This is a genomic window from Klebsiella sp. Shm-1 (assembly GCF_040804525.1).
Lineage (GTDB): Bacteria > Pseudomonadota > Gammaproteobacteria > Enterobacterales > Enterobacteriaceae > Klebsiella > Klebsiella pneumoniae.
Genome location: NZ_CP161823.1, coordinates 356,882 through 381,602, shown reverse-complemented (window position 1 = coordinate 381,602; position 24,721 = coordinate 356,882). Strand labels below are relative to the sequence as shown.

The 24,721-nt window shown below is 58.2% G+C and carries 19 protein-coding genes; 13 read left to right on the top strand and 6 right to left on the bottom strand.

The genetic code is table 11. The features are described from left to right. Nucleotides 1–54 precede the first annotated feature (54 nt). The 4 genes from yrfG (at nt 55) to pckA (ending at nt 4,022) form a co-directional block, all read left to right on the top strand. A complete protein-coding gene (gene yrfG, locus AB1E37_RS01745) occupies nt 55–738 on the top strand; it encodes a GMP/IMP nucleotidase (RefSeq protein WP_004210367.1) in 684 nt (227 codons plus the stop codon). After that, complete coding sequence (hslR, locus tag AB1E37_RS01740) at nt 735–1,136, top strand: ribosome-associated heat shock protein Hsp15 (RefSeq protein ID WP_002920326.1); 402 nt, start codon at nt 735–737, stop codon at nt 1,134–1,136. Before yrfG ends, hslR begins: the two co-directional genes overlap by 4 nt. An 18-nt stretch (nt 1,137–1,154) precedes the next feature. Next, nucleotides 1,155–2,039 (top strand): Hsp33 family molecular chaperone HslO, encoded by an 885-nt coding sequence (gene hslO, locus AB1E37_RS01735; RefSeq protein WP_004188324.1) that lies wholly within the window; start codon nt 1,155–1,157, stop codon nt 2,037–2,039. Between the two features lie 360 nt (nt 2,040–2,399). Next, on the top strand, nt 2,400–4,022 hold the full coding sequence (gene pckA / locus AB1E37_RS01730) for a phosphoenolpyruvate carboxykinase (ATP) (RefSeq protein ID WP_004210368.1): 1,623 nt from the start codon (nt 2,400–2,402) through the stop codon (nt 4,020–4,022). Nucleotides 4,023–4,099: 77 nt separating this feature from the next. Here the strand turns inward: pckA and envZ are convergent, their stop codons facing one another. Beyond that, nucleotides 4,100–5,455: a two-component system sensor histidine kinase EnvZ gene (gene envZ, locus AB1E37_RS01725; protein WP_002920333.1), complete on the bottom strand. Its 1,356-nt coding sequence runs from the start codon at nt 5,453–5,455 to the stop codon at nt 4,100–4,102. Further along, the gene (gene ompR / locus AB1E37_RS01720) at nt 5,452–6,171 is read right to left on the bottom strand and encodes a two-component system response regulator OmpR (RefSeq protein ID WP_001157751.1); all 720 of its coding nucleotides are present in this window, start codon (nt 6,169–6,171) and stop codon (nt 5,452–5,454) included. The genes envZ and ompR overlap by 4 nt, the downstream gene beginning before the upstream one ends. A 227-nt stretch (nt 6,172–6,398) precedes the next feature. Here ompR and greB point away from each other — a divergent pair, with 227 nt between their 5' ends. The 5 genes from greB to feoC all read left to right on the top strand — a co-directional run bounded on the left by greB (nt 6,399) and on the right by feoC (nt 12,539). Further along, nucleotides 6,399–6,872: a transcription elongation factor GreB gene (greB, locus tag AB1E37_RS01715; protein WP_002920503.1), complete on the top strand. Its 474-nt coding sequence runs from the start codon at nt 6,399–6,401 to the stop codon at nt 6,870–6,872. Between the two features lie 100 nt (nt 6,873–6,972). Then, on the top strand, nt 6,973–9,303 hold the full coding sequence (locus AB1E37_RS01710; protein WP_004150056.1) for a Tex family protein: 2,331 nt from the start codon (nt 6,973–6,975) through the stop codon (nt 9,301–9,303). Nucleotides 9,304–9,715: 412 nt separating this feature from the next. Continuing rightward, on the top strand, nt 9,716–9,943 hold the full coding sequence (gene feoA, locus AB1E37_RS01705; RefSeq protein ID WP_002920506.1) for a ferrous iron transporter A: 228 nt from the start codon (nt 9,716–9,718) through the stop codon (nt 9,941–9,943). A gap of 28 nt (nt 9,944–9,971) precedes the next feature. Beyond that, entirely contained in the window at nt 9,972–12,290 is a 2,319-nt protein-coding gene (gene feoB, locus AB1E37_RS01700; protein ID WP_002920508.1) for a Fe(2+) transporter permease subunit FeoB, read from the top strand. A gap of 9 nt (nt 12,291–12,299) precedes the next feature. Then, nucleotides 12,300–12,539, top strand: coding sequence for a [Fe-S]-dependent transcriptional repressor FeoC (gene feoC, locus AB1E37_RS01695; protein ID WP_002920509.1), 240 nt, complete (start codon nt 12,300–12,302; stop codon nt 12,537–12,539). A gap of 88 nt (nt 12,540–12,627) precedes the next feature. Here the strand turns inward: feoC and AB1E37_RS01690 are convergent, their stop codons facing one another. Then, the gene (locus tag AB1E37_RS01690) at nt 12,628–12,897 is read right to left on the bottom strand and encodes a YdgH/BhsA/McbA-like domain containing protein (RefSeq protein ID WP_002920510.1); all 270 of its coding nucleotides are present in this window, start codon (nt 12,895–12,897) and stop codon (nt 12,628–12,630) included. 120 nt (nt 12,898–13,017) lie between these two features. Next, nucleotides 13,018–13,791, bottom strand: coding sequence for a pimeloyl-ACP methyl ester esterase BioH (bioH, locus tag AB1E37_RS01685; RefSeq protein WP_023317326.1), 774 nt, complete (start codon nt 13,789–13,791; stop codon nt 13,018–13,020). Nucleotides 13,792–13,829: 38 nt separating this feature from the next. Between bioH and gntX the strand changes: the two genes are divergently transcribed. From gntX to gntT, 3 genes are all read left to right on the top strand, one after another. Continuing rightward, nucleotides 13,830–14,504 carry a DNA utilization protein GntX gene (gene gntX, locus AB1E37_RS01680; RefSeq protein WP_004185961.1) on the top strand — a complete coding sequence of 225 codons (675 nt, stop codon included), beginning with the start codon at nt 13,830–13,832 and terminating at the stop codon, nt 14,502–14,504. Nucleotides 14,505–14,562: 58 nt separating this feature from the next. After that, entirely contained in the window at nt 14,563–15,138 is a 576-nt protein-coding gene (gene nfuA / locus AB1E37_RS01675; RefSeq protein WP_002920540.1) for a Fe-S biogenesis protein NfuA, read from the top strand. Between the two features lie 336 nt (nt 15,139–15,474). Next, the gene (gntT, locus tag AB1E37_RS01670; protein WP_002920542.1) at nt 15,475–16,791 is read left to right on the top strand and encodes a gluconate transporter; all 1,317 of its coding nucleotides are present in this window, start codon (nt 15,475–15,477) and stop codon (nt 16,789–16,791) included. A 102-nt stretch (nt 16,792–16,893) separates the two neighbouring features. Here gntT and malQ read toward each other — a convergent pair whose 3' ends face one another. After that, complete coding sequence (malQ, locus tag AB1E37_RS01665) at nt 16,894–18,987, bottom strand: 4-alpha-glucanotransferase (protein WP_002920543.1); 2,094 nt, start codon at nt 18,985–18,987, stop codon at nt 16,894–16,896. 10 nt (nt 18,988–18,997) lie between these two features. Further along, nucleotides 18,998–21,388 carry a maltodextrin phosphorylase gene (gene malP, locus AB1E37_RS01660; RefSeq protein ID WP_004151407.1) on the bottom strand — a complete coding sequence of 797 codons (2,391 nt, stop codon included), beginning with the start codon at nt 21,386–21,388 and terminating at the stop codon, nt 18,998–19,000. A 624-nt stretch (nt 21,389–22,012) separates the two neighbouring features. On the opposite strand from malP, the gene malT reads away from it, so the two are divergent. Then, nucleotides 22,013–24,718, top strand: coding sequence for an HTH-type transcriptional regulator MalT (gene malT / locus AB1E37_RS01655; protein WP_002920545.1), 2,706 nt, complete (start codon nt 22,013–22,015; stop codon nt 24,716–24,718). Nucleotides 24,719–24,721 lie beyond the last annotated feature (3 nt).

Genomic DNA, 24,721 nt, shown 5'->3' with positions numbered 1-24,721 from the left:
CGGCGACAGGGTGTGATACCCTGTCGCCCATTTTCCGCTCGCTGGAGAGTCATCATGCACTTTGATATCGCCTGGCAGGAGGTCGATACCGTTCTGCTGGATATGGACGGCACGCTCCTGGACCTCGCCTTCGACAACTACTTCTGGCAAACGCTGGTGCCTGAAACCTGGGGGGCCGCCCGCGGCCTCAATTTGCAGGAGGCGAAAGACGCCATGCGCCAGGAGTATCACGCCGTGCAGCATACGCTAAACTGGTACTGTCTGGATTACTGGAGCGAGCGCCTGGGTTTGGATATTTGTGCGATGACCAGCGAACAAGGTCCGCGCGCCACGCTGCGCGAGGATACCGTGCCGTTCCTTGATGCGCTCAAGGCCTGCGGTAAGCGACGCATTCTGTTGACCAATGCCCATCCCCACAATCTGGCGGTGAAGCTCAAACACACCGGCCTGGACGCGCACCTTGATTTATTACTTTCCACCCACACATTTGGTTATCCGAAAGAGGATCAGCGTCTGTGGTGCGCCGTGGCGGAGGAAACTGGCCTTGAGGCGCACAAAACGCTGTTTGTCGACGACAGCGAGGCGATACTGGATGCCGCGAGGGAGTTTGGCATTCGTTACTGCCTGGGTATTACCAATCCTGACTCCGGACTGGCGGAAAAGCAGTATCTGCGCCATCCGGGGCTGAATGATTACCGACGACTGATCCCTTCGCTTACCCCGAAGGAGAGGCGATGAAAGAGAAGCCCACCGAAACCGTCAGACTGGACAAATGGCTTTGGGCCGCCCGCTTTTACAAAACCCGCGCGCTGGCGCGGGAAATGATTGAAGGCGGCAAGGTGCATTACAACGGACAACGTAGCAAACCCGGAAAAATCGTCGAACTCGACGCCATGCTGACGCTGCGCCAGGGCAACGACGAGCGGACGGTGCGCATTATCGGCATTACCGAACAGCGCCGCCCGGCAAGCGAAGCCGTCAACCTGTATGAAGAGACGGCGGAGAGTATCGAGAAGCGTGAAAAAATGGCCCTGGCGCGCAAAATGAACGCCCTGACCATGCCGCACCCTGACAGACGTCCGGACAAGAAAGAGCGCCGCGACCTGATGAGATTTAAACACGGCGAGAGTGAATAACTCGCGCCAGAAAGAGAGATGATTATGACTCAACACGATCAATTACATCGTTATCTGTTTGAAAACTATGCCGTGCGCGGCGAGCTGGTGACGGTGTCGGAAACCCTGGAACAGATTCTGGCGAATCACACCTATCCCCAACCGGTCAAAACGGTGCTGGCGGAGCTGTTGGTCGCCACCAGTCTGCTGACCGCGACGCTGAAGTTTGCCGGCGACATTACCGTACAGCTGCAGGGGGATGGCCCTTTACAGCTGGCGGTGATCAACGGCAATAACCAGCAGCAGCTGCGCGGCGTCGCGCGCGTGCAGGGCGAGATTGCGGACGATGCGGATCTGAAAACGATGGTCGGCAACGGCTACCTGGTCATTACCATCTCTCCGGAAGAAGGTGAGCGCTATCAGGGCGTGGTCGGTCTGGAAGGCGATACGCTGGCCGCCTGCCTGGAAGATTATTTCCAGCGTTCAGAGCAGCTGCCGACGCGCCTTATCATCCGCACCGGCGATCATGAAGGCCAGCCGATGGCGGGCGGGATGCTGCTGCAGGTGATGCCGGCGCAGGATGCCCAGACTGCCGACTTCGAGCACCTGGCGACGCTTACCGAGACCATTAAGGCGGAAGAGCTGTTCACCCTGCCGGCAAATGATGTGCTGTGGCGCCTGTATCATGAAGAAGAAGTCACGGTCTACGACCCGCAGAGCGTGGAGTTCAAGTGCACCTGCTCCCGCGAACGCTGCGCCGGCGCGCTGAAGACGCTGCCGGATGAAGAGATTGATAGCATCCTCGCCGACGAAGGCGAAATTGATATGCACTGCGACTACTGCGGTAACCACTATATCTTCAATGCCATGGACATCGCCGAGATCCGTAATAACGCCTCTCCGGCCGATCCGCAGGTTCATTAATCCCCGCATCTTTCTCAGGCACAGGGCGGCAATGTTGTTTGTCGCGTTGTGCCTGACTTTTAATTTATTCGCGAGTTGAATCGATTTTCCCTGAAAGAGTTACGTAATTTAATTTCAGGAAAGCGATTACATTCACATTTCGGCAGTTTTTTTAATTACTTTTTAACCATTGAGAAACATCTAACCCCACCATCCGCCCATTTCCTGAGATAATCCACTCCACTTCGTGACAGGAGTCACCGTTTTTATCGTCATTCTGAGGAATGTCGAGATACGTAAATCTATGAGCCTGGTCGCGGTCAATACCCGGCAATTAACCCTACAATTTACAGCAGTACATCTTGGCTAAGGAGCAGTGACATGCGCGTTAATCATGGTTTAACCCCGCAGGATCTCAAGGCTTATGGTATCAATGACGTCCAGGATATCGTCCACAACCCCAGCTACGACATGTTGTTTCAGGAAGAGCTCGACCCGAACCTGGAAGGCTACGAACGTGGCGTATTAACCACTCTGGGTGCTATCGCCGTCGACACGGGCATTTTTACCGGTCGTTCTCCGAAAGATAAGTATCTCGTGCGCGACGACACCACCCGCGACACCGTCTGGTGGTCCGATAAAGGCAAAGGTAAAAACGACAACAAGCCGCTTTCGCAGGAAACCTGGCAGCATCTGAAAGGGCTGGTGACCCAGCAACTGTCCGGTAAACGCCTGTTTATCGTCGACGCTTTCTGCGGCGCCAACGCCGATACCCGTCTCAGCGTACGTTTCATTACCGAAGTGGCCTGGCAGGCGCACTTCGTTAAAAACATGTTCATCCGTCCGAGCGATGAAGAGCTGGCTGAATTCGTGCCCGACTTCATCGTGATGAACGGCGCGAAATGCACCAATCCGCAGTGGAAAGAGCAGGGCCTCAATTCGGAAAACTTCGTCGCCTTCAACCTCACCGAGCGCATTCAGTTGATCGGCGGCACCTGGTACGGCGGCGAGATGAAGAAAGGGATGTTCTCGATCATGAACTACCTGCTGCCGCTGAAGGGCATCGCCTCCATGCACTGCTCAGCCAACGTCGGCGAGAAAGGCGATGTCGCCATTTTCTTCGGCCTCTCAGGCACCGGCAAAACCACCCTCTCCACCGACCCGAAACGCCGCCTGATTGGCGATGACGAACATGGCTGGGATGACGACGGCGTGTTTAACTTCGAAGGGGGCTGCTACGCCAAGACCATCAAGCTCTCTGAAGCGGCCGAGCCGGATATCTATCACGCCATCCGCCGCAACGCCCTGCTGGAAAACGTGGTGGTACGCGCCGACGGCACGGTCGATTTCGATGACGGTTCAAAGACCGAAAATACCCGCGTCTCCTACCCCATCGACCACATCGACAACATTGTTAAGCCGGTGTCTAAAGCGGGTCACGCTACCAAAGTGATCTTCCTGACGGCCGATGCGTTCGGCGTCCTGCCGCCGGTCTCCCGCCTGACCGCCGACCAGACGCAGTACCATTTCCTGTCCGGGTTTACCGCCAAACTGGCCGGCACCGAGCGCGGCGTAACCGAACCCACGCCAACCTTCTCCGCCTGCTTCGGCGCCGCCTTCCTGTCGCTGCACCCGACGCAGTACGCCGAAGTGCTGGTCAAACGCATGCAGGCGGCTGGCGCGCAGGCTTATCTGGTCAATACCGGCTGGAACGGCACCGGCAAGCGCATCTCGATTAAAGATACCCGCGCGATCATCGACGCCATCCTCAATGGCTCGCTGGACAACGCGGAGACCTTTACCCTGCCGATGTTTAACCTGCAGATCCCGACGGCGCTCCCGGGCGTGGATACCCACATCCTCGATCCGCGCAGCACCTATGGTTCCCCGGAGCAGTGGCAGGAAAAAGCCGACCAGCTGGCGAAGCTGTTTATTGAGAATTTTGAGAAGTATACCGATACGCCAGCGGGCGCCGCGCTGGTGGCGGCAGGACCGCAGCGCTAACGGGCGCAAAGGTGAAAAAGCCGGGCTTGCCCGGCTTTTTATTGTGCAACATCCTGAGCAGCTAACCGCGGGCGCGATCAGCTCTCCCTGGCGGGTTTCATCGGCGCCAGCATCCGGTGCACCGGCAGCCAGGCGCGGATCAGTAACCCGCCGCGTTCGCTGGAGCCAATCTCCAGCCGGCCGTTGTGATTGTCGATAATACGCTGAACAATCGCCAACCCCAGCCCGGTGCCGCTGGTGCTGCGGGCGCTGTCGCCGCGTACAAACGGCTGAAACAGGTGCTCCCGCTGCTCAGGTTTAATCCCCGGTCCGTCATCTTCTACCTGGAACCAGGCCCGGCTCGCTTCGCTGCCGCTGCTGACCTTGATCCAGCCATTGCCATAGCGGGCCGCGTTGACCACCATATTCGCCAGCGCGCGCTTGATAGACAGCGGGTGCATACGTACCGGAATTTCGCCGGCCTGCAGGGCGGTGGCGATTTCCCGCTCATAGCCGCTCTCCGCAGCGATCACTTCCCCCAGCACCGCATTCAGATCCGCCAGCTCCATCGGCATCTCCTGCCCGGTGCGCAGATAGTCGATAAACTGCTCGATGATGGCGTTGCACTCTTCGATATCTTTGTTGATCGACTCCGCGAGATAGCCGTCCTGCTCGCCCATCATCTCGGTGGCCAGACGAATGCGGGTCAGCGGGGTTCGTAAATCATGACTGACCCCGGCCATCAGCAGCGTACGGTCATCAGCCAGCTGCTTCACGCCCGCCGCCATATGGTTAAAGGCGCGCGTCACCGAACGCACTTCGGAGGCGCCATACTCGCGCAGCGGCGGCGGAATAATGCCGCGCCCGACCTGCAGCGCCGCGTGCTCCAGATCCACCAACGGGCGGTTCTGAATACGAATAAACAGCCAGGCGCCGCCTATCGCCAGCAGCATGATCGCCAGGGTATAGCGGAACAGCGGCGAGAAGTCGCCCTGATGGATCTCGGTCAGCGGCACCCGCACCCAGATATTGGGCGACAGCCAGGTCTTCAGCCACACCACAGGGGAGCTTTTATTGACCTCTACCCGCACCTCTGTGGGGCCACCAAGCTGATGGGCCATCTGCTGACTTAAGAATTCATAATGCTGCGCCCAGCGCAGGCCTGCGTCTTCCGCCGCTTCATTGGAATAGAGCGAAATCCCCAGCTCGCGATAAATTTCACGACGAAACGCCGGGGGCACCACCAGCTGGGTGCCATCCTCCAGCTGCAGTTTGTCGGTCATCAGCATACGCACTTCGTAGGCTAACACTTTATTAAACTGCTGGAGACTCGGCAGGATCGCGAAATTCAGTACCACCAGATAGGTCGTCACCAGGCTGACGAACAGCAAGGTGACGATCAGGAGCAGTGTGCGAGCAAAGGAGCTGCGCGGCGAAAAGCGCACGCGTTTCATGCCTTAGAACCGTCCGGGACGAAGACGTAGCCCAGACCCCAGACGGTCTGGATGTAGCGCGGATGCGCCGGGTCCTCTTCCACCATGCGGCGCAGGCGGGAGATCTGTACGTCGATGGAGCGCTCCATCGCAGAGTATTCGCGGCCGCGGGCGAGGTTCATCAGCTTATCGCGCGACAGCGGCTCACGGGGATGGCTCACCAGCGCCTTCAGGACCGCGAATTCGCCGCTGGTCAACGGCATCGGCTCGTCTTCACGGAACATCTCGCGGGTACCCAGGTTCAGTTTGAATTTACCAAAGGCGATAACCGCCTCTTCCTGCGACGGCGCGCCCGGCAGCTCGTTCGCCTGGCGGCGCAGCACCGCCCGGATGCGGGCCAGCAGTTCGCGCGGGTTAAACGGCTTCGGAATATAGTCGTCAGCACCGATCTCCAGACCCACGATCCGATCGACCTCTTCGCCTTTCGCCGTCACCATAATGATCGGCATCGGGTTACTCTGGCTGCGCAGACGACGGCAGATAGAGAGACCATCTTCGCCCGGCAGCATCAGATCCAGCACCATCAGGTGGAAGGATTCACGGGTTAACAGACGATCCATCTGTTCGGCGTTCGCCACGCTACGAACCTGGAAGCCCTGCTCGGTCAGATAACGCTCGAGCAGCGCACGCAGGCGCATGTCGTCATCCACAACCAGAATCTTATAATTCTCTTGCATTGTTTGTACTCCCAAAGGTTCACTGCAATAGTCAGTGCGTATTCTCAAAAAAGCCCGGCGCGCTCACCAGCTAAATCTGGTATATATTCCAGGCTAAATTGTTACAAAGCATATTTAACAGCAGGTTAAGTATACATTTAATCATAAGACACAGTATTTATCCTGTCGGTATTATTACGCGCTACAAATTGTGCGCAACGACAGACAGTCAGAAGGTTGAACTCACGATGAAAACGCCGCTGATCACCCGCGAGGGATATGAAAAACTGAAGCAGGAGATGGACTACCTGTGGCGCCAGGAGCGTCCGGAAGTGACCAAAAAGGTGACCTGGGCCGCCAGCCTCGGCGACCGCAGCGAGAACGCGGACTACCAGTACAACAAAAAGCGCCTGCGGGAGATCGATCGCCGGGTCCGCTATCTGACCAAATGTCTGGAACAGTTGAAAATCGTCGATTACTCGCCGCAACAGGAAGGTAAAGTCTTCTTCGGCGCCTGGGTAGAGATTGAAAACGATGAAGGCGATATCAAGCGCTTTCGCATCGTCGGTTACGATGAAATTTTTGGCCGCAAAGACTATATCTCCATCGACTCGCCGATGGCGCGCGCACTGTTAAAAAAAGAGGTTGGCGATCTGGCCATCGTCAACACGCCGGCGGGCGAAGCCAGCTGGTATGTCAACGAGATCGAATACGTTAAATAGACAAGAACTTTCCGAGAGACGCCCGGCGCGGCTGGTATTTTTAGCCGTCAGTCCGTATAACTAGTCCCTGTTTTTTGACCCTAAAGATGAATTAAAAGCCATGATGAATGATTCGCTCTGCCGCATTATTGCGGGTGAACTTCAGGCCAGAGCCGAACAGGTAGAAGCTGCCGTTCGCCTGCTTGATGAAGGGAACACCGTGCCGTTTATTGCACGTTATCGTAAAGAAGTCACCGGCGGTCTGGATGACACGCAGCTGCGTAATCTGGAAACTCGCCTCGGCTATCTGCGCGAACTCGAAGACCGTCGTCAGGCGATCCTCAAATCCATCGCTGAACAGGGCAAACTGACCGACGCGCTGGAAAAAGCCATCAACACCACGCTCAGCAAAACCGAACTGGAAGATCTCTACCTGCCCTACAAGCCGAAGCGCCGTACACGCGGGCAGATCGCTATCGAAGCCGGGCTCGAACCGCTGGCTGACCTGCTGTGGAACGAACCGGCCCACGATCCGGAAGCGGAGGCCGCAAAATATATTGATGCCGATAAGGGCGTAGCCGACAGCAAAGCGGCCCTGGACGGCGCGCGCTATATTCTGATGGAGCGGTTTGCCGAAGACGCCGCGCTGCTGGCGAAGGTCCGTGACTATCTGTGGAAAAACGCCCACCTGGTCTCCACCGTCGTCAGCGGTAAAGAAGAGGAAGGCGCTAAATTCCGCGACTACTTCGATCACCATGAACCGATCGCCACCGTGCCGTCGCATCGCGCGCTGGCGATGTTCCGCGGTCGCAACGAAGGCGTCCTGCAGCTCTCTTTAAACGCTGACCCGCAGTTTGACGAGCCGCCGAAAGAGAGCCACGGCGAGCAAATTATTATCGACCACCTGGGCCTGCGCCTGAATAACGCCCCGGCGGACAGCTGGCGTAAAGGCGTCGTCAGCTGGACCTGGCGGATCAAAGTCCTGATGCATCTCGAAACCGAGCTGATGGGCACCGTGCGCGAACGCGCGGAGGACGAGGCAATCAACGTCTTCGCCCGCAACCTGCACGATCTGCTGATGGCCGCGCCCGCCGGGCTGCGCGCCACCATGGGACTCGATCCGGGCCTGCGCACCGGGGTGAAAGTGGCCGTCGTCGACGCCACCGGTAAACTGGTCGCTACCGATACCATCTATCCCCACACCGGCCAGGCCGCCAAAGCGGCCGTCGCCGTCGCCGCGCTGTGTGAGAAGTACAACGTTGAGCTGGTGGCCATCGGCAACGGTACCGCCTCGCGTGAAACCGAGCGTTTCTTCCTCGACGTGCAGAAACAGTTCCCGAAGGTCACCGCCCAGAAGGTGATCGTCAGCGAAGCCGGGGCTTCCGTTTACTCCGCCTCCGAGCTGGCGGCGCAGGAGTTTCCGGACCTCGACGTGTCGCTGCGCGGCGCGGTCTCCATCGCCCGCCGTCTGCAGGATCCCCTGGCCGAGCTGGTGAAAATCGACCCGAAATCCATTGGCGTCGGCCAGTATCAGCACGACGTCAGCCAGACCCAGCTGGCGCGTAAGCTGGACGCGGTGGTGGAAGACTGTGTGAACGCCGTCGGCGTTGACCTGAACACCGCCTCCGTTCCGCTGCTGACCCGCGTCGCCGGCCTGACCCGCATGATGGCGCAGAACATCGTCGCCTGGCGCGACGAGAATGGTCAGTTCCAGAACCGCCAGCAGCTGCTTAAAGTCAGCCGTCTGGGGCCGAAAGCCTTTGAACAGTGCGCGGGCTTCCTGCGTATCAACCACGGCGACAACCCGCTGGATGCCTCCACCGTTCACCCGGAAGCTTACCCGGTGGTCGAACGTATTCTGGCCGCCACCCAGCAGGCGCTAAAAGATCTGATGGGCAATAGCAGTGCGCTGCGCCACCTGAAGGCAGTGGACTTCACCGATGAGAAGTTTGGCGTCCCGACGGTCACCGACATTATCAAAGAGCTGGAAAAACCGGGCCGCGATCCGCGTCCGGAGTTTAAGACCGCGAAGTTCGCCGATGGTGTGGAGACCATGAATGACCTGCTGCCGGGAATGATTCTGGAAGGTGCCGTCACCAACGTCACCAACTTCGGCGCGTTTGTTGATATCGGCGTTCATCAGGACGGACTGGTACACATTTCGTCGCTTTCTGACCGGTTTGTTGAGGATCCGCACACCGTGGTGAAAGCGGGCGACATCGTCAAGGTCAAAGTGATGGAAGTCGATCTGCCGCGTAAGCGTATCGCCCTGACCATGCGTCTCGACGAGCAGCCGGGCGACAGCAACGCCCGCCGCGGCGGTGGTCAGGAGCGCCCGCAGGGAAATCGCCCGGCTGCGAAAGCCGCCAAACCCCGCGGTCGCGAGGCGCAGCCTGCCGGCAACAGCGCGATGATGGATGCCCTCGCCGCAGCGATGGGTAAAAAACGCTAAACTCTCCCTGCCCCTTTTTCAGGGGCAGTTTTTTTTCATGACCAGGCCATCGCCATCACGCGCAAAACAGGTTCAGTTGTTTCTGATAACCTGCTTTTATTCCATGCCTGAAAGGCAGCGAAATTAATATTTTCATTTCGTTAACTTCAGAAACCTTAATTAAACATTAGATCGTCGAAATAATATTTCGCGCATTTTTGATTACAGGCTGACTTTGCGGCATATCAATAAAAAGGTGATTTTCACTTTAAAAATAGCCTGCAGCGCATCATATGTATTGATGATAAAAACCATTCTCATTATCATCGATTACAGAACGTTTTTTCTTTTTTCGTTGGCTACGGTCCCCGGCGCAACTGCCTCCAGGCGTCCGGAAAATTCTTCTTCGGTTAGCGATAGACAAGTAGGCCCTATGCAATTCACACCTGATAGTGCGTGGAAAATTACCGGTTTTTCTCGCGATATTAGCCCAGCATACCGTCAGAAACTGCTCTCCCTCGGCATGCTGCCCGGTTCCTCTTTTCATGTGGTTCGCGTGGCGCCGCTCGGCGATCCTGTTCATATTGAAACCCGACGCGTCAGTCTGGTATTACGCAAAAAAGATCTCGCCTTAATCGAACTGGAAGCGGTTGCACAATAACGGCTGGCCCGGCACAAGAGTCTGAAATATGCAAAAATTAACCGTTGGTTTAATTGGTAATCCTAATTCCGGCAAGACCACCTTATTTAATCAGCTGACCGGCGCTCGCCAGCGCGTGGGCAACTGGGCTGGGGTGACCGTTGAGCGTAAAGAGGGGATTTTCGCCACCACTGACCACCAGGTCACGCTGGTCGACCTCCCGGGAACCTACTCCCTGACCACCATCTCCTCGCAGACCTCGCTGGACGAGCAGATTGCCTGCCACTACATCCTGAGCGGCGACGCCGACATGCTGATTAACGTGGTCGATGCCTCCAACCTCGAGCGCAACCTCTATCTGACGCTGCAGCTGCTCGAGCTGGGGATCCCCTGCGTCGTCGCGCTGAACATGCTGGATATCGCCGAAAAGCAGCAGGTGCGGATCGATATCGACGCCCTCGCCGCCCGTCTCGGTTGCCCGGTCATTCCGCTGGTATCGACTCGCGGACGGGGGATCGAAGCGCTGAAGATCGCCCTCGACCGTCATCAGGCGAACAGCGATCTTGAGCTGGTCCACTATCCGCAGCCGCTGCTGCGCGAAGCTGACCTACTGGCGCAGCAGATGTCAGCGCAGATCCCGACCCGGCAGCGGCGCTGGCTGGGTCTGCAGATGCTGGAGGGCGATATCTACAGCCGGGCCTATGCCGGCGACGCCGCCGATAAACTGGATATCGCCCTGGCGAATCTCAGCGACGAGATCGACGACCCGGCGCTGCACATCGCTGACGCGCGCTATCAGACCATCGCCGCCATTTGCGACGCCGTCAGCAATACCCTGACCGCCGAACCAAGCCGCTTCACCGCCGCGATGGACAAAGTGATCCTCAACCGCTTCCTCGGGTTGCCGATTTTTCTCTTTGTCATGTACTTGATGTTCCTGCTGGCGATCAACATCGGCGGCGCGCTGCAGCCGATTTTCGATGCCGGCTCGGTCGCGATCTTTGTGCATGGCATTCAATGGCTGGGTTACACCCTGCACTTCCCGGACTGGCTGACCGTGTTCCTCGCCCAGGGGATCGGCGGCGGTATCAACACCGTGCTGCCGCTGGTGCCGCAGATCGGCATGATGTATCTGTTTCTCTCCTTCCTTGAGGACTCCGGCTACATGGCGCGCGCCGCCTTTGTGATGGATCGCCTGATGCAAGCCCTCGGCCTGCCGGGGAAATCCTTCGTCCCGCTGATTGTCGGTTTTGGCTGCAACGTGCCGTCGGTGATGGGCGCCCGCACCCTTGACGCGCCGCGCGAGCGTCTGATGACCATTATGATGGCGCCGTTTATGTCCTGCGGCGCGCGGCTGGCGATCTTCGCCGTCTTCGCGGCCGCCTTCTTTGGTCAGAACGGCGCGCTGGCGGTCTTCTCGCTCTATGTGCTGGGCATTGTGATGGCCATCCTCACCGGCCTGATGCTGAAGCACACCATTATGCGCGGCGAAGCCTCGCCGTTCGTGATGGAGCTGCCGGTGTACCACGTTCCGCATATCAAAAGTCTGATTATCCAGACCTGGCAGCGCCTGAAAGGCTTTGTGCTGCGCGCCGGGAAGGTGATCGTCATCGTCAGCATCTTCCTCAGTGCGCTGAACAGTTTCTCACTGAGCGGTAAGGTCGTCGACAACATCAACGACTCCGCGCTGGCCTCGGTGAGCCGGGTCATTACGCCGGTGTTTAAACCGATCGGCGTGCATGAAGATAACTGGCAGGCCACCGTCGGCCTGTTTACCGGCGCGATGGCGAAAGAAGTGGTAGTGGGTACGCTGAACACCCTCTATACCGCCGAAGATATCCAGAATGAGGAATTCAATCCGCAGACCTTCAGTCTCGGCGAAGAACTGCTCGCCGCCGTCGATGAGACATGGCAGGGACTGAAAGACACCTTCAGCCTCAGCGTCCTGGCCAACCCCATCGAAGCCAGCAAAGGCGATGGCGAAATGGCCACCGGCGCCATGGGGGTGATGGGCAGTAAATTTGGCAGCGCAGCGGCGGCATACAGCTACCTGATCTTCGTCCTGCTCTATATTCCCTGCATCTCGGTGATGGGCGCCATCGCCCGCGAATCAAGCCGCGGCTGGATGACCTTCTCCATCCTGTGGGGGCTGAATATCGCCTATTCGCTCTCGACGCTCTATTACCAGACCGTTAGCTTTAGCGATCACCCGCGCTACAGTCTGGTGTGTATCCTGGCGGTAGTGTTGTTCAACGTGGTGCTCTTCGGCCTGTTGCGCCGGGCGCGCAGCCGGGTGGACGTCTCGCTGCTGGCCACGAGAAAAACGCCGGCCTCCTGCTGTTCCAGCCCGGCTGGCGATTGCCACTAAGGAGGGACTGTGGCGTCGTTAATGGAAGTCCGCGATATGCTGGCCCTGCAGGGCCGCATGGAGGCGAAACAGCTCAGTGCTCGCCTGCAGACGCCTCAGCCGCTGATTGACGCCATGCTTGAGCGAATGGAAGCCATGGGTAAGGTGGTCCGGATCAGCGAAACGAGCGAGGGCTGCCTCTCCGGCAGCTGTAAAAGTTGCCCTGAAGGGAAAGCGGCGTGCCGGCAGGAGTGGTGGGCGCTGCGATGAAAGGAGTCAGGCCTGGTCGCGCAACGAGGTAAAACGAGTAAGACAGCTATGAAAAACGGGCCAGCAGGCCCGTTTTCTTATGACTGGATTATTTATAAACGTCAGCGTTCGCGTGTACGGTTTTTTCGTTTTTCTGCCCGGCAATCACCACAAAGTATTTCCCACCCAGCTCATCGGCTTTTTTCGACAGATCGCGTCGGGCATCCATCGGCGACGTCGTCCTGGAGGTCGTAATGCTACCGACCTTGGTCAGATTCATCTTCGCCACGTCTTCTTTTTGGATCTCTTTCGCGGCGAATGCGCCGAAAGAGAGGGTGCCTATCACCAGAGATGCAACCATTCCTGTAACAAGTTTCATAGCCTCTACTCTCCATAAGGTTGTTATTGTAGGTCACGGTGGCGGATTGAAATAATCAACCACCGTAACAACCTAAGTATTGCTAGGAATGGCCCTTTTACCATGGCGCGGCAAAAAAAATTACCCCAGCCGCGTCTTCAGCGCCAGCAGCGGCTCGCAGAAGGCCGCGGGATGGGAAACAAACGGCGCATGCGCGGCCTTATCGAAGAGGATTGACTCGCTTTCCGGCCACAGGTCATCCAGCAATGGGACGATCTTGCGCGGCACCAGTCCATCCAGCCGGCCATACAGCCGCAGAAACGGCATCGGCAGCCTGACCAGCGCCTGACGCAGATCGACGGTTCTGAGGATCTCCAGTCCGCCATTCAGCGCCTCGGCGGAAGGCATCGGCAGCGAGAGCACCGCCTGCTTTAACACCCGCGCATCCTGACGCGCGCTCTCTGTGCCCATGGTTTGCAGGGCGAGGAATCGCTCGACGGTGCGCTGGAAATCGTCGCTCAGCTGCTGCTGAAATCCGGCCAGCACCTCGGGCTTGATGCCGGGCCAGTCGTCACGAGCCGCGAAACAGGGGGAAGAGGCAACCGTCACCAGCGCCTGCACGCGTTCCGGACGCATAATCGCGACCTGGCTGGCCACCAGCCCGCCCAGGCTCCAGCCCAGCCACACCGCCTGTGGAGGGGCCTGCTCCAGCACCCGCTGCGCCATCGCCTCCAGCGACATCGCCCCAAACCCGCCGCTGCGGCCATAGCCCGGCAGATCCACCAGGTGGAGGGTAAAATGCGAAGCCAGCTGCGGCGTGATGCAATCCCATACCTGAGCGTTCAGCCCCCAGCCGTGCAGCAGCACAAGATGACAATCTCCTTCGCCGATTGTTTGCCACCAGATGTCGTTCATCCGTTACCGTTCTCTTTTTACTGGACAGAAGGCCAAATATGCTAACAGCACACAGCTTATGCTGGCTATGCCAAATGCCGCTGGCAGTCGCCCGCTGGGGGATCTGCTCCCGCTGCAGCCGCGCCCTGCTCGCCTGTCCCCCGCTCTGCCCGCAGTGCGGCCTGCCGGCGGCGGCATCCCGTCACCCCTGCGGCCGCTGCCTGCAAAAGCCGCCTCCCTGGCATCGGCTGGTGGCGGTCAATGACTATCGCCCGCCGCTGAGCGGTCTGGTGCAGCAGCTGAAGTTTCACCATCGCCCGGAGCTGGGCCCCGCCCTCGCGCGTCTGCTGCTGCAGCGCCTTCTGCAGCGTGACGATTTGCCGCCAGTAGACGCTCTGGTCGGCGTGCCGCTATGGCATCGCCGTCGCTGGCGCCGGGGTTATAATCAGTGCGACGAACTGTGCCGACCGTTAGCCCGCTGGCGAGGATGCGTCTGGCATCGCGAAGGCCTGACTCGCCAGCGAGCCGGCGCCGTCCAACATTCGCTCAATGCCCGCCAGCGCAGGCAGAACCTGAAAAATGCCTTTCAGCTTGAATTTGCCGTGCAGGGACTCCATATCGCTCTGGTGGATGATGTCGTCACGACCGGCAGCACCGTCGCCGAGATATCCCGCCTGCTTTTGCGAAACGGCGCCGCGACGGTTCAGGTATGGTGTTTGTGCCGTACCTTGTAGACCCCCGCTGATGGGCGTATTATAACCCAGTAAAATAGTCAACTATTAGGCCAACGCTATGATCCGTATTTCCGATGCTGCACAAGCGCACTTTGCCAAACTGCTGGCAAATCAGGAAGAAGGGACGCAAATTCGCGTATTTGTGATTAATCCCGGCACCCCAAACGCTGAGTGCGGCGTATCCTACTGCCCACCGGATGCGGTGGAAGACACCGACACGGCGCTGAAATTTGAACAGCTGACCGCCTATGTCGATGAGCTCAGCGCGCCCTATCTGGAAGACGCTGAAATTGATTTCGTCACTGACCAGCTCGGCTCGCAGCTGACGCTGAAAGCGCCGAACGCCAAAATGCGCAAAGTCTCTGACGATGCCCCGCTGATGGAGCGCGTCGAGTACCTGCTGCAGTCGCAGATTAACCCGCAGCTGGCGGGCCACGGCGGCCGCGTATCGCTGATGGAGATCACCGACGACGGTCTGGCTATCCTGCAGTTCGGCGGCGGATGCAACGGCTGCTCGATGGTCGACGTGACCCTGAAAGAAGGTATTGAAAAACAGCTGCTGAACGAGTTTCCGGAGCTGAAAGGGGTTCGCGATCTGACCGAGCATCAGCGCGGCGAGCACTCCTACTACTAAGCCCTTCCTCCGGCGGCACCCTGCCGCCGGTCCTCCCTGGCCCTTTCTGTGTTACCGCGCAACATCTCCCGCTAAATGACCGGCAAAAACCGGGGAAAGAGTATGACTTAAGTCTCATATTTAACATTTTCCCCCGTCAGGTGATTCTCAACCCTCACATGTTACCCGTATCATCCATTTCAGGCGCCACCGGCAAAAAAATAGCCAGCTATCCTTTCTCTGGGTAAGGATAATGCAAGCGTTTACGGCGCCAGACTATTTTGCTCCCTGACGGAGCGGATGCTCTACAGGTTCGAACTTTGACGTTACCCATAACAAATTAAGGCCAGGTAAATCATGCCATTAGTCATCGTTGCTATCGGGGTTGCCCTGTTGTTGCTGTTAATGATCCGTTTCAAAATGAACGGCTTCATTGCGCTGGTTCTGGTGGCGCTCGCCGTCGGATTAATGCAGGGTATGCCACTGGATAAAGTGATCGTCTCCATCAAAAACGGCGTTGGCGGCACCCTTGGCAGCCTCGCGCTGATCATGGGCTTCGGCGCTATGCTCGGTAAGCTGCTGGCAGACTGCGGCGGCGCCCAGCGTATCGCCACCACGCTTATCAATAAGTTCGGTAAGAAGCATATTCAGTGGGCGGTGGTCCTGACCGGCTTCACCGTTGGCTTCGCCCTGTTCTATGAAGTGGGCTTCGTGCTGATGCTGCCGCTGGTGTTCACCATCGCCGCCTCGGCCCGTATTCCGTTGCTGTACGTCGGCGTACCGATGGCAGCCGCGCTCTCCGTCACCCACGGCTTCCTGCCGCCGCATCCGGGTCCGACCGCGATCGCCACCATCTTCCATGCCGATATGGGCAAAACGCTGCTCTACGGCACCATTCTGGCTATCCCGACGGTTATCCTGGCGGGACCGGTGTTTGCGCGCTTCCTGAAAGGGATAGATAAGCCGATCCCGGAAGGCCTGCATAACCCGAAAGTGTTCACTGAAGAAGAGATGCCAGGCTTTGGCGTCAGCGTCTGGACCTCGCTGGTTCCGGTGATCCTGATGGCGATGCGCGCCGTGGCTGAGATGATCCTGCCGAAAGGCCACGCCTTCCTGCCAATTGCCGAGTTCTTCGGCGACCCGGTGATGGCCACCCTGATTGCGGTACTGATTGCCCTGTTCACCTTCGGTTTGAACCGCGGCCGCTCCATGGAGCAGATCAACGATACCCTGACCTCTTCGATCAAAATCATCGCCATGATGCTGTTGATTATCGGCGGCGGCGGTGCCTTCAAGCAGGTGCTGGTGGATAGCGGCATGGATAAATACATCGCCTCTATCATGCACGAATCGAACATGTCTCCGCTGTTTATGGCGTGGTCTATCGCCGCGGTGCTGCGTATCGCGCTGGGTTCGGCGACCGTAGCCGCCATCACCGCGGGCGGGATTGCCGCGCCGCTGATCGCCACCACCGGCGTCAGCCCGGAGCTGATGGTTATCGCCGTTGGCTCCGGCAGCGTTATCTTCTCCCATGTTAACGATCCGGGCTTCTGGCTGTTCAAAGAGTACTTTAACCTGACCATCGGCGAGACCATCAAGTCCTGGTCGGTGCTGGAAACCATTATCTCAGTCTGCGGCCTGGTGGGCTGTCTGCTGCTGGGGATGGTGGTGTAAGGTCACTCCCGCCACAGAAAAAGGCCGGTCCGCGTGAAGCGGGCCGGCCTTTTTTATCGGACATGCTCTTCGCCGCGCAGAGGAGCGCGCGGCAGGAAGTTATCAGGAGGCGGCTTTCTTGCTCGCCGCCTTGCGCCGTTTATCCAGATCTTTAATCAGCTTATTGACCCGTTCATCGGCAAACATCTGCTCCAGGGTGACGGACAGCTTCCGGCGCCAGTTCGGGTACTCGGTGCTGGTGCCCGGAATGTTAACCGGCGTCGCCATCTCCAGCCAGTCTTCCGGCTGCAGGCCCAGCAGGGCGCTGTTGCTGTCGGCAATATAACGCTGCATCCCCCGGTTGAGGATCCCCGTCATGCTCATCAGCGAGGCCTTATGGCCGGCGCGCTTGGGCAGACAGCCGTACTTATGCAGTGCGTCCAGCAGCCCTTGTTTCGCCAGCTCGCGGTCCTGGTACAGTCCGCGCAGCACCACCTCATCAGGATAGAGGCCCAGCGCTTTACCTAACGTCAGATCGCCGCTTTCCCAGTAGCCGCGGAGAGTGGGCAGGTCGTGCGTCGTCGCCACAGCCATTGATTGCTCCGGGTACAGCGCCGGCGCGCGGAACGTTTTCTCTGCATCACTCTCAAAATAGAGCACCTTATAAGAATAGACGCCGCTGTTGCGTAACTTGCTGACGATCTCCACCGGTACCGTGCCCAGATCTTCACCGATCACCATGCAGCGATGACGCTGGCTTTCCAGCGCCAGCAGCGACAGCAGATCGTCGACCGGATACTGAACGTAAGCGCCATGGTCGGCGGTTTCACCATACGGGATCCACCACAGACGCAGCACAGACATCACGTGATCGATGCGCAACGCGCCGCAGTTCTGCATATTAGCGCGCAGCAGGTCGATAAACGGCTCATAGGCGCGGGCGGCAATGATATGCGGATCCATCGGCGGCAGGCCCCAGTTCTGGCCCAGCGGGCCCAGAATATCCGGCGGCGCGCCTACGGATGCTTTCAGGCAGTACAGTTCACGATCGCACCAGGTTTCCGACCCGCCCTCGGCGACGCCCACCGCCAGGTCGCGGTAGAGGCCGATCGGCATGCCGTCACGCTGGCTGGTTTCCCAGCAGGCGGCAAACTGACTCCAGGCCAGCCACTGCAGCCAGAGATAGAAACTGACGTCATCCTCATGCTCGACGCAGAAGGCTTTCACTTCCGGGCTGTCGATATCCTGAAAGGCCTTCGGCCAGGCGGGCCAGCCCCAGCGCAGCGGGTCCTGTTGTACCTGCCAGGCGTGCAGCGCATCGAAAGCCGCCTGCCAGTAGAGGCTTTCCCCTTCGCGCAGAACAAACTCGCGGAACGCTGTCATCTGCTCATCTTCACGACGAGAGAATTGTTTCCACGCCATACGCAGCGCGGTCATTTTCAGCGTAGTGACGGCGGTATAATCCACATCGTCCGTTTCCCGCGCCGCCTGCAGTGCCTGCTGCGTTGCCGGAGACTGCCACCACGCCTGCGCCTCTTCGCTACGCTGGAAATCTTCAACCGCGTTGACGTCGATATAAATAACGTTCAGCCAGCGACGTGAAGACGGGCTATAGGGGCTGGCGCTCTCCGGGTTCGCCGGATAGAGGGCATGAATCGGGTTAAGGCCAATAAACGACCCGCCGCGGCGGGCGATTTCCGGCAGCATGGCCCGCAGATCGCCAAAATCGCCGATCCCCCAGTTTTTCTCGGAGCGCAGGGTATACAGCTGCACGCAGGTGCCCCACAGCTTTTTCCCCTCTTTCAGCGGCTGCGGCTCATAGCAGCGGGCTGGCGCGACGATAGTTCGGCAGTGCCAGCGCTCCCCCTCCTGGGTGAGGGTCAGGGAGTGGTACCCCTCCGGCAGTTTGGCCGGCAGCGGCAGCGTCTCGCCGCCGCGGGTTTTCCCTTGATACTGCTTACCGTCCTCAGTAGTCAGGATCCACTGATACTCACCGCGTCCTGCCACCGGCAGCGACATTTTTTTGCCGTGAGTGAAAATTTTCACGTTCGGCAGCGGGTTAACCGCCACTTTCGTGGCGGCGGTAGAGCGATGCATCGCATCCAGCAGGCGCTGTTTGGTGACAGCCGCGATAGACTGCGGCTTGCCGTGCGCGTTGATATAGCTGGGGCTGATGCCCGCCGCCAGCGCGGCATTATCGAGGCGTTTACTCTCCATAGGCCTTCCTTTAGCGTTTCGCCTGCCAGATACGTTGCTGATAATCGCGGATCGAGCGGTCGGAGCTGAACATGCCGCAGCGCGCGGTGTTGAGGATAGCCGCGCGGGTCCAGGCCTCCTCGTCGCGATACAGCTCATCTACCCGTTTTTGCGCCGCTACGTAGGCTTCGAAATCGGCCAGCACCAGGTACGGATCGCCGCCCTGCAGCAGGCTGTGCAGCATCTGATCGAAGGCATGCTTGTCGCCGTTGCTGTAGGTGCCGTTCTCCAGCTCCTTAAGCACCGCATCGAGCAGCTTGTCTTTTTTACGCCATTTCAGCGGATCGTAGCCTTTCGCTTTCAGGGCTTTCACCTCTTCAACCGTGTGGCCGAAGATAAAGATGTTCTCCTCGCCCACCTGCTCAGCGATTTCCACGTTAGCGCCATCCAGCGTCCCGACGGTCAGCGCGCCGTTCAGCGCCAGCTTCATGTTGCCGGTGCCAGAGGCTTCTTTACCCGCGGTGGAGATCTGCTCGGAGATATCCGCCGCCGGGATCAGTTTTTCTGCTGCCGATACACAATAGTCCGGCAGGAAGACCACCTTCAGCTTATCGCCGACTTTCGGGTCGTTGTTGATCGCTTCCGCTACCTTATTGATGGCAAAAATAATGTTTTTCGCCAGATAGTAGCCCGGCGCCGCTTTCGCGCCGAACAGGAAGACGCGCGGTACGCGGTCGGACTGCGGGTTTTCGCGGATCTCTTTGTACAGCGCAAGGATATGCAGCAGGTTAAGGTGCTGACGCTTATACTCGTGCAGACGTTTGATCTGGATATCGAAGATCGCCTGCGGGTTGATCTCAATCCCGGTACGCTGCTTCACAAACTCAGCCAGATGAACTTTGTTGGCCTGCTTGATATCGCGATAAGTCTGACGGAACGCCGCATCGTCAGCATATTTTTCCAGGTTGATCAGCTGGTCGAGGTCATTGGCCCACTCTTTTTTCAGCGTCTCATCCAGCAGCGAGGCCAGCGCCGGGTTGCACTGCTTGATCCAGCGGCGCGGCGTGATGCCGTTGGTCACGTTATGGAATTTGTTCGGCCACAGCTGGTTATATTCCGGGAACAGATCTTTTACCACCAGATCCGAGTGCAGCGCCGCCACGCCGTTGACAGCAAAGCCGCCCACCACGCACATGTTGGCCATCCGAACCTGTTTGTCATGCACCACCGCCAGCTTCGCCCAGACCTGCTTATCGCCCGGCCAGGTTTTGTCCACCAGCTGTTTAAAGCGGTCGTTGATCTCTTTAATGATCTGCATATGGCGCGGCAGCAGCGCTTTTACCAGCTTCTCATCCCAGCATTCCAACGCTTCCGGCATCAGGGTGTGGTTGGTGTAAGCAAAGGTTTTGCTGGTGATCGCCCAGGCGTCGTCCCAGCTCAGCTGGTGCTCGTCGATCAGCACGCGCAGCAGCTCCGGGATGGCGATGGTCGGGTGCGTATCGTTCAGCTGGATCACTTCGTAATCCGCCAGTTCGGCCAGCTTGCGGCCTGCCAGATGATGACGGCGCAGGATATCGGCCACTGAGCAGGCGCACTGGAAGTACTGCTGCATCAGGCGCAGTTTTTTACCGGCCTGATGGTTGTCGTTCGGGTACAGCACCTTGGTCAGTTTTTCCGCGTCGATGCCCTGCTGCTCGGCGCGCAGGAAATCGCCATCGTTGAATTTGGTCAGGTTGAACGGATGAGCGTGTTTGGCCTGCCACAGACGCAGCGGCTGGGCGACGTTGTTGCGATAGCCAAGCACCGGCAGGTCCCAGGCTTCGCCGGTAATGACGAACGCCGGCTGCCATTCGCCGTTTTTGCTGACTTTCCCGCCGATACCTACCTGGACATCCAGCGCTTCGTTATGACGGAACCACGGGTAGCTGCTGCGCCCCCAGTCGTCAGGGGCTTCCATCTGCTGGCCATCGTCAAATGACTGGCGGAACAGGCCATACTGGTAGTTGAGACCGTAACCGGTCGCCGACTGCCCCACCGTCGCCATGGAGTCGAGGAAGCAGGCTGCCAGACGTCCCAGGCCACCGTTACCCAGCGCCGGGTCAGTCTCTTCTTCCAGCAGATCGGTGAGGTTGACATCGTAGCCTTTCAGCGCGTCGCTGACGCCCTCGTACCAGCCCAGGTTGAGCAGGTTGTTGCCGGTCAGACGACCAATCAGAAACTCCATTGAGATGTAGTTAACGTGACGCTGTCCTTGCGCCGGTTTCGCTACCGGCTGCGCCGCCAGGAGTTCCGCCAACGCTCCGCTGACTGCGCGCCACCATTGACGCTGTGTCATCTCGGAAGCGGACTGTAAACCAAAATGCTGCCACTGACGCGTCAGTGCAGCCTGAAACTGAGCTTTGTTAAATGTAGTCTGTGACATAATGAGATCCGGGTCCTTTACTAAAACGATGGCGCTAGTGTGCCGACCTCCCGATTCATCGTCCTCATCCTGACGGGGATTAGACAGGGAGGAGTGGCGGGGATGAGCGAAAAGTGTGATCCTGAACACTATAGTTTGGGCGAGAAGGCAAAAATATGCTGTAAAAATCACCGCGATATGACAATTGAGAGGTTACCTCCGGTAGCTAAAAATTTGTTACAGGCCAATACGCGTAAAAAATCTTCCAGTTCCTCGCCACGTTATTAACAAAATAAATAGAGGCCCCTGAAGAAATAAGCACCTTTCATCGCATTGACCCGCAAAAAAGATTACTTCTAAGAAATCGCTGACAATAATTTAATAAAAACAAACAACTACTCTTAGCGTAAAATAAATCCACCCACACTCCGCCAGCTACCGCCTGAAAACCGCGGCCGACCAGTCCTGCCTGCGATTTTTTCCCATTCTCAGCCAATGTCAAAATTTGTGACATAGAGCAAATTCAAGAGCATAAACTTCGGACATAACTTGCAATAAATTTCATAATCACCGACCTTATTAGATATTAATTACGAAGCGCAAAAAAAATCGCAACCTCTCTCTTGCACAGCGAAATGTAGAACTATGTTGATTCCGTCCAAATTAAGTCGTCCGGTCCGCCTTGAACACACTGTGGTTCGTGAGCGCTTACTGGCGAAACTTTCCGGCGCGAACAATTATCGTCTCGTGCTGATCACCAGTCCTGCCGGGTACGGTAAGACAACGCTCATTTCTCAGTGGGCCGCGGGTAAAAACGATCTTGGGTGGTTTTCGCTGGACGAAGGCGACAACCAGCAGGAGCGTTTTGCCAGCTATCTGATCGCGGCGATTCAGCAGGCTACCGGCAACCACTGCGCGGCCAGTGAAGCGATGGTGCAAAAACGCCAGTACGCCAGTCTCTCCTCTCTTTTTGCGCAGCTGTTTATTGAACTTGCCGACTGGCAGCGCCCGCTGTATCTCGTCATTGATGATTACCATCTGATCAATAATCCGGTGATCCATGACGCGATGCGCTTTTTCCTGCGCCATCAGCCGGAGAATATGACCCTGGTGGTCCTGTCGCGTAACCTGCCGCAGCTGGGCATTGCCAATCTGCGCGTCCGCGATCAGCTTCTGGAGATTGGCAGTCAGCAGCTGGCCTTTACCCACCAGGAGGCGAAACAATTTTTCGACTGTCGTCTGACATCGCCTATCGAAGCCGACGACAGTAGCCGGCTGTGCGACGATGTCGCCGGGTGGGCCACCGCGCTACAACTCATCGCCCTCTCCGCCCGCCAGAATAACTCCTCCGCCCAACACTCCGCCCGCCGCCTCGCCGGGATTAACGCCAGCCATCTGTCGGATTATCTGGTGGATGAAGTGCTGGATAACGTTGACGCCCGCACGCGCAACTTTTTGCTGAAGAGTTCTCTGCTGCGCTCAATGAACGACGCGTTAATCGTGCGCGTCACCGGCGAAGAGAATGGCCAGATGCAGCTGGAGGAGATCGAACGCCAGGGGCTGTTCCTGCAGCGGATGGATGATTCCGGCGAATGGTTCCGCTATCACCCGCTGTTTGGCAGCTTCCTGCGCCAGCGCTGTCAGTGGGAGCTGGCGGTTGAACTACCGGAGATCCACCGCGCCGCCGCGGAAAGCTGGATGGCGCAAGGTTTCCCCAGCGAGGCCATCCACCATGCGCTGGCGGCCGGCGATGCCAAAATGCTGCGCGATATCTTGCTCAATCATGCCTGGGGCATGTTTAACCATAGCGAGCTGGGGCTACTGGAGCAGTCGCTGGCGGCGCTGCCATGGTCCAATCTGCTGGAAAATCCGCGCCTGATCCTGCTCCAGGCCTGGCTGATGCAGAGCCAGCATCGCTACAGCGAAGTCAATACCCTGCTGGCGCGCGCCGAGCAGGAGATGAGTGTGGAAATGGACACCGCGATGCATGGCGACTTCAACGCGCTGCGCGCGCAGGTGGCGATTAACGATGGCGACCAGGACGAGGCGGAACGTCTGTCAATGGTGGCCCTGGAAGAGCTGCCGCTGGCCAACTATTACAGCCGCATCGTCGCCACATCGGTGCATGGCGAAGTTCTCCATTGTAAGGGAAAGCTGACCAAATCCCTCGCCGTGATGCAGCAGACCGAACAGATGGCCCGCCGTCATGACGTATGGCATTACGCCCTGTGGAGCATCATTCAGCAAAGCGAAATCCTCTTCGCCCAGGGCTTCCTGCAGGCCGCCTGGGAGAGCCAGGAGAAAGCCTTCCAGCTGGTACGCGAACAGCATCTTGAGCAGTTGCCGATGCATGAGTTCCTGCTGCGCATCCGTTCTCAGCTGCTGTGGGCATGGGCGCGCCTCGACGAGGCTGAAGCTTGCGCCCGCCAGGGGATGGACGTGCTATCCACCTATCAGCCGCAGCAGCAGCTGCAGTGCCTGGCGCTGATGGTCCAGTGCTCACTGGCGCGCGGCGATCTGGATAATGCCCGCAGCCACCTGAACCGGCTGGAAAACCTGCTCGGTAATGGTCACTATCACAGCGACTGGGTCTCCAACGCCGATAAGGTGCGAGTGATCTACTGGCAGATGACCGGTGATAAAACCGCGGCGGCCAACTGGCTGCGCCAGACGCCAAAGCCGGAGTTCGCCAACAACCACTTCCTGCAGAGCCAGTGGCGCAACATTGCCCGGGCGCAGATCCTGCTGGGCGACTTCGAACCGGCGGAAATGGTGCTGGAAGAGCTGAACGAAAATGCGCGTTCGCTGCGTTTGATGAGCGATCTCAACCGCAACCTGCTGCTGCTCAACCAGCTGTACTGGCAGTCAGGACGCAAGAGCGAAGCGCAGAAAGCCCTGCTGGAAGCCCTGACGCTCGCCAACCGCACCGGTTTTATCAACCACTTTGTGATTGAAGGCGAGGCGATGGCCCAGCAGCTGCGCCAGCTGATCCAGTTGAACACGTTGCCGGAGCTGGAGCAGCATCGCGCCCAGCGTATTCTGCGCGACATCAACCAGCATCATCGCCACAAATTCGCCCACTTTGACGAAGGGTTCGTCGAGCGACTGCTGAATCATCCGGAGGTGCCGGAGCTTATCCGCACCAGCCCGCTGACCCAGCGCGAGTGGCAGGTGCTTGGCTTAATCTATTCCGGTTACAGCAACGAGCAGATTGCCGGCGAGCTTGACGTGGCGGCCACCACCATCAAGACCCACATTCGCAACCTGTATCAGAAACTGGGCGTCGCCCACCGGCAGGACGCGGTACAGCATGCCCAGCAGTTACTTAAGATGATGGGATACGGCGTCTGACGA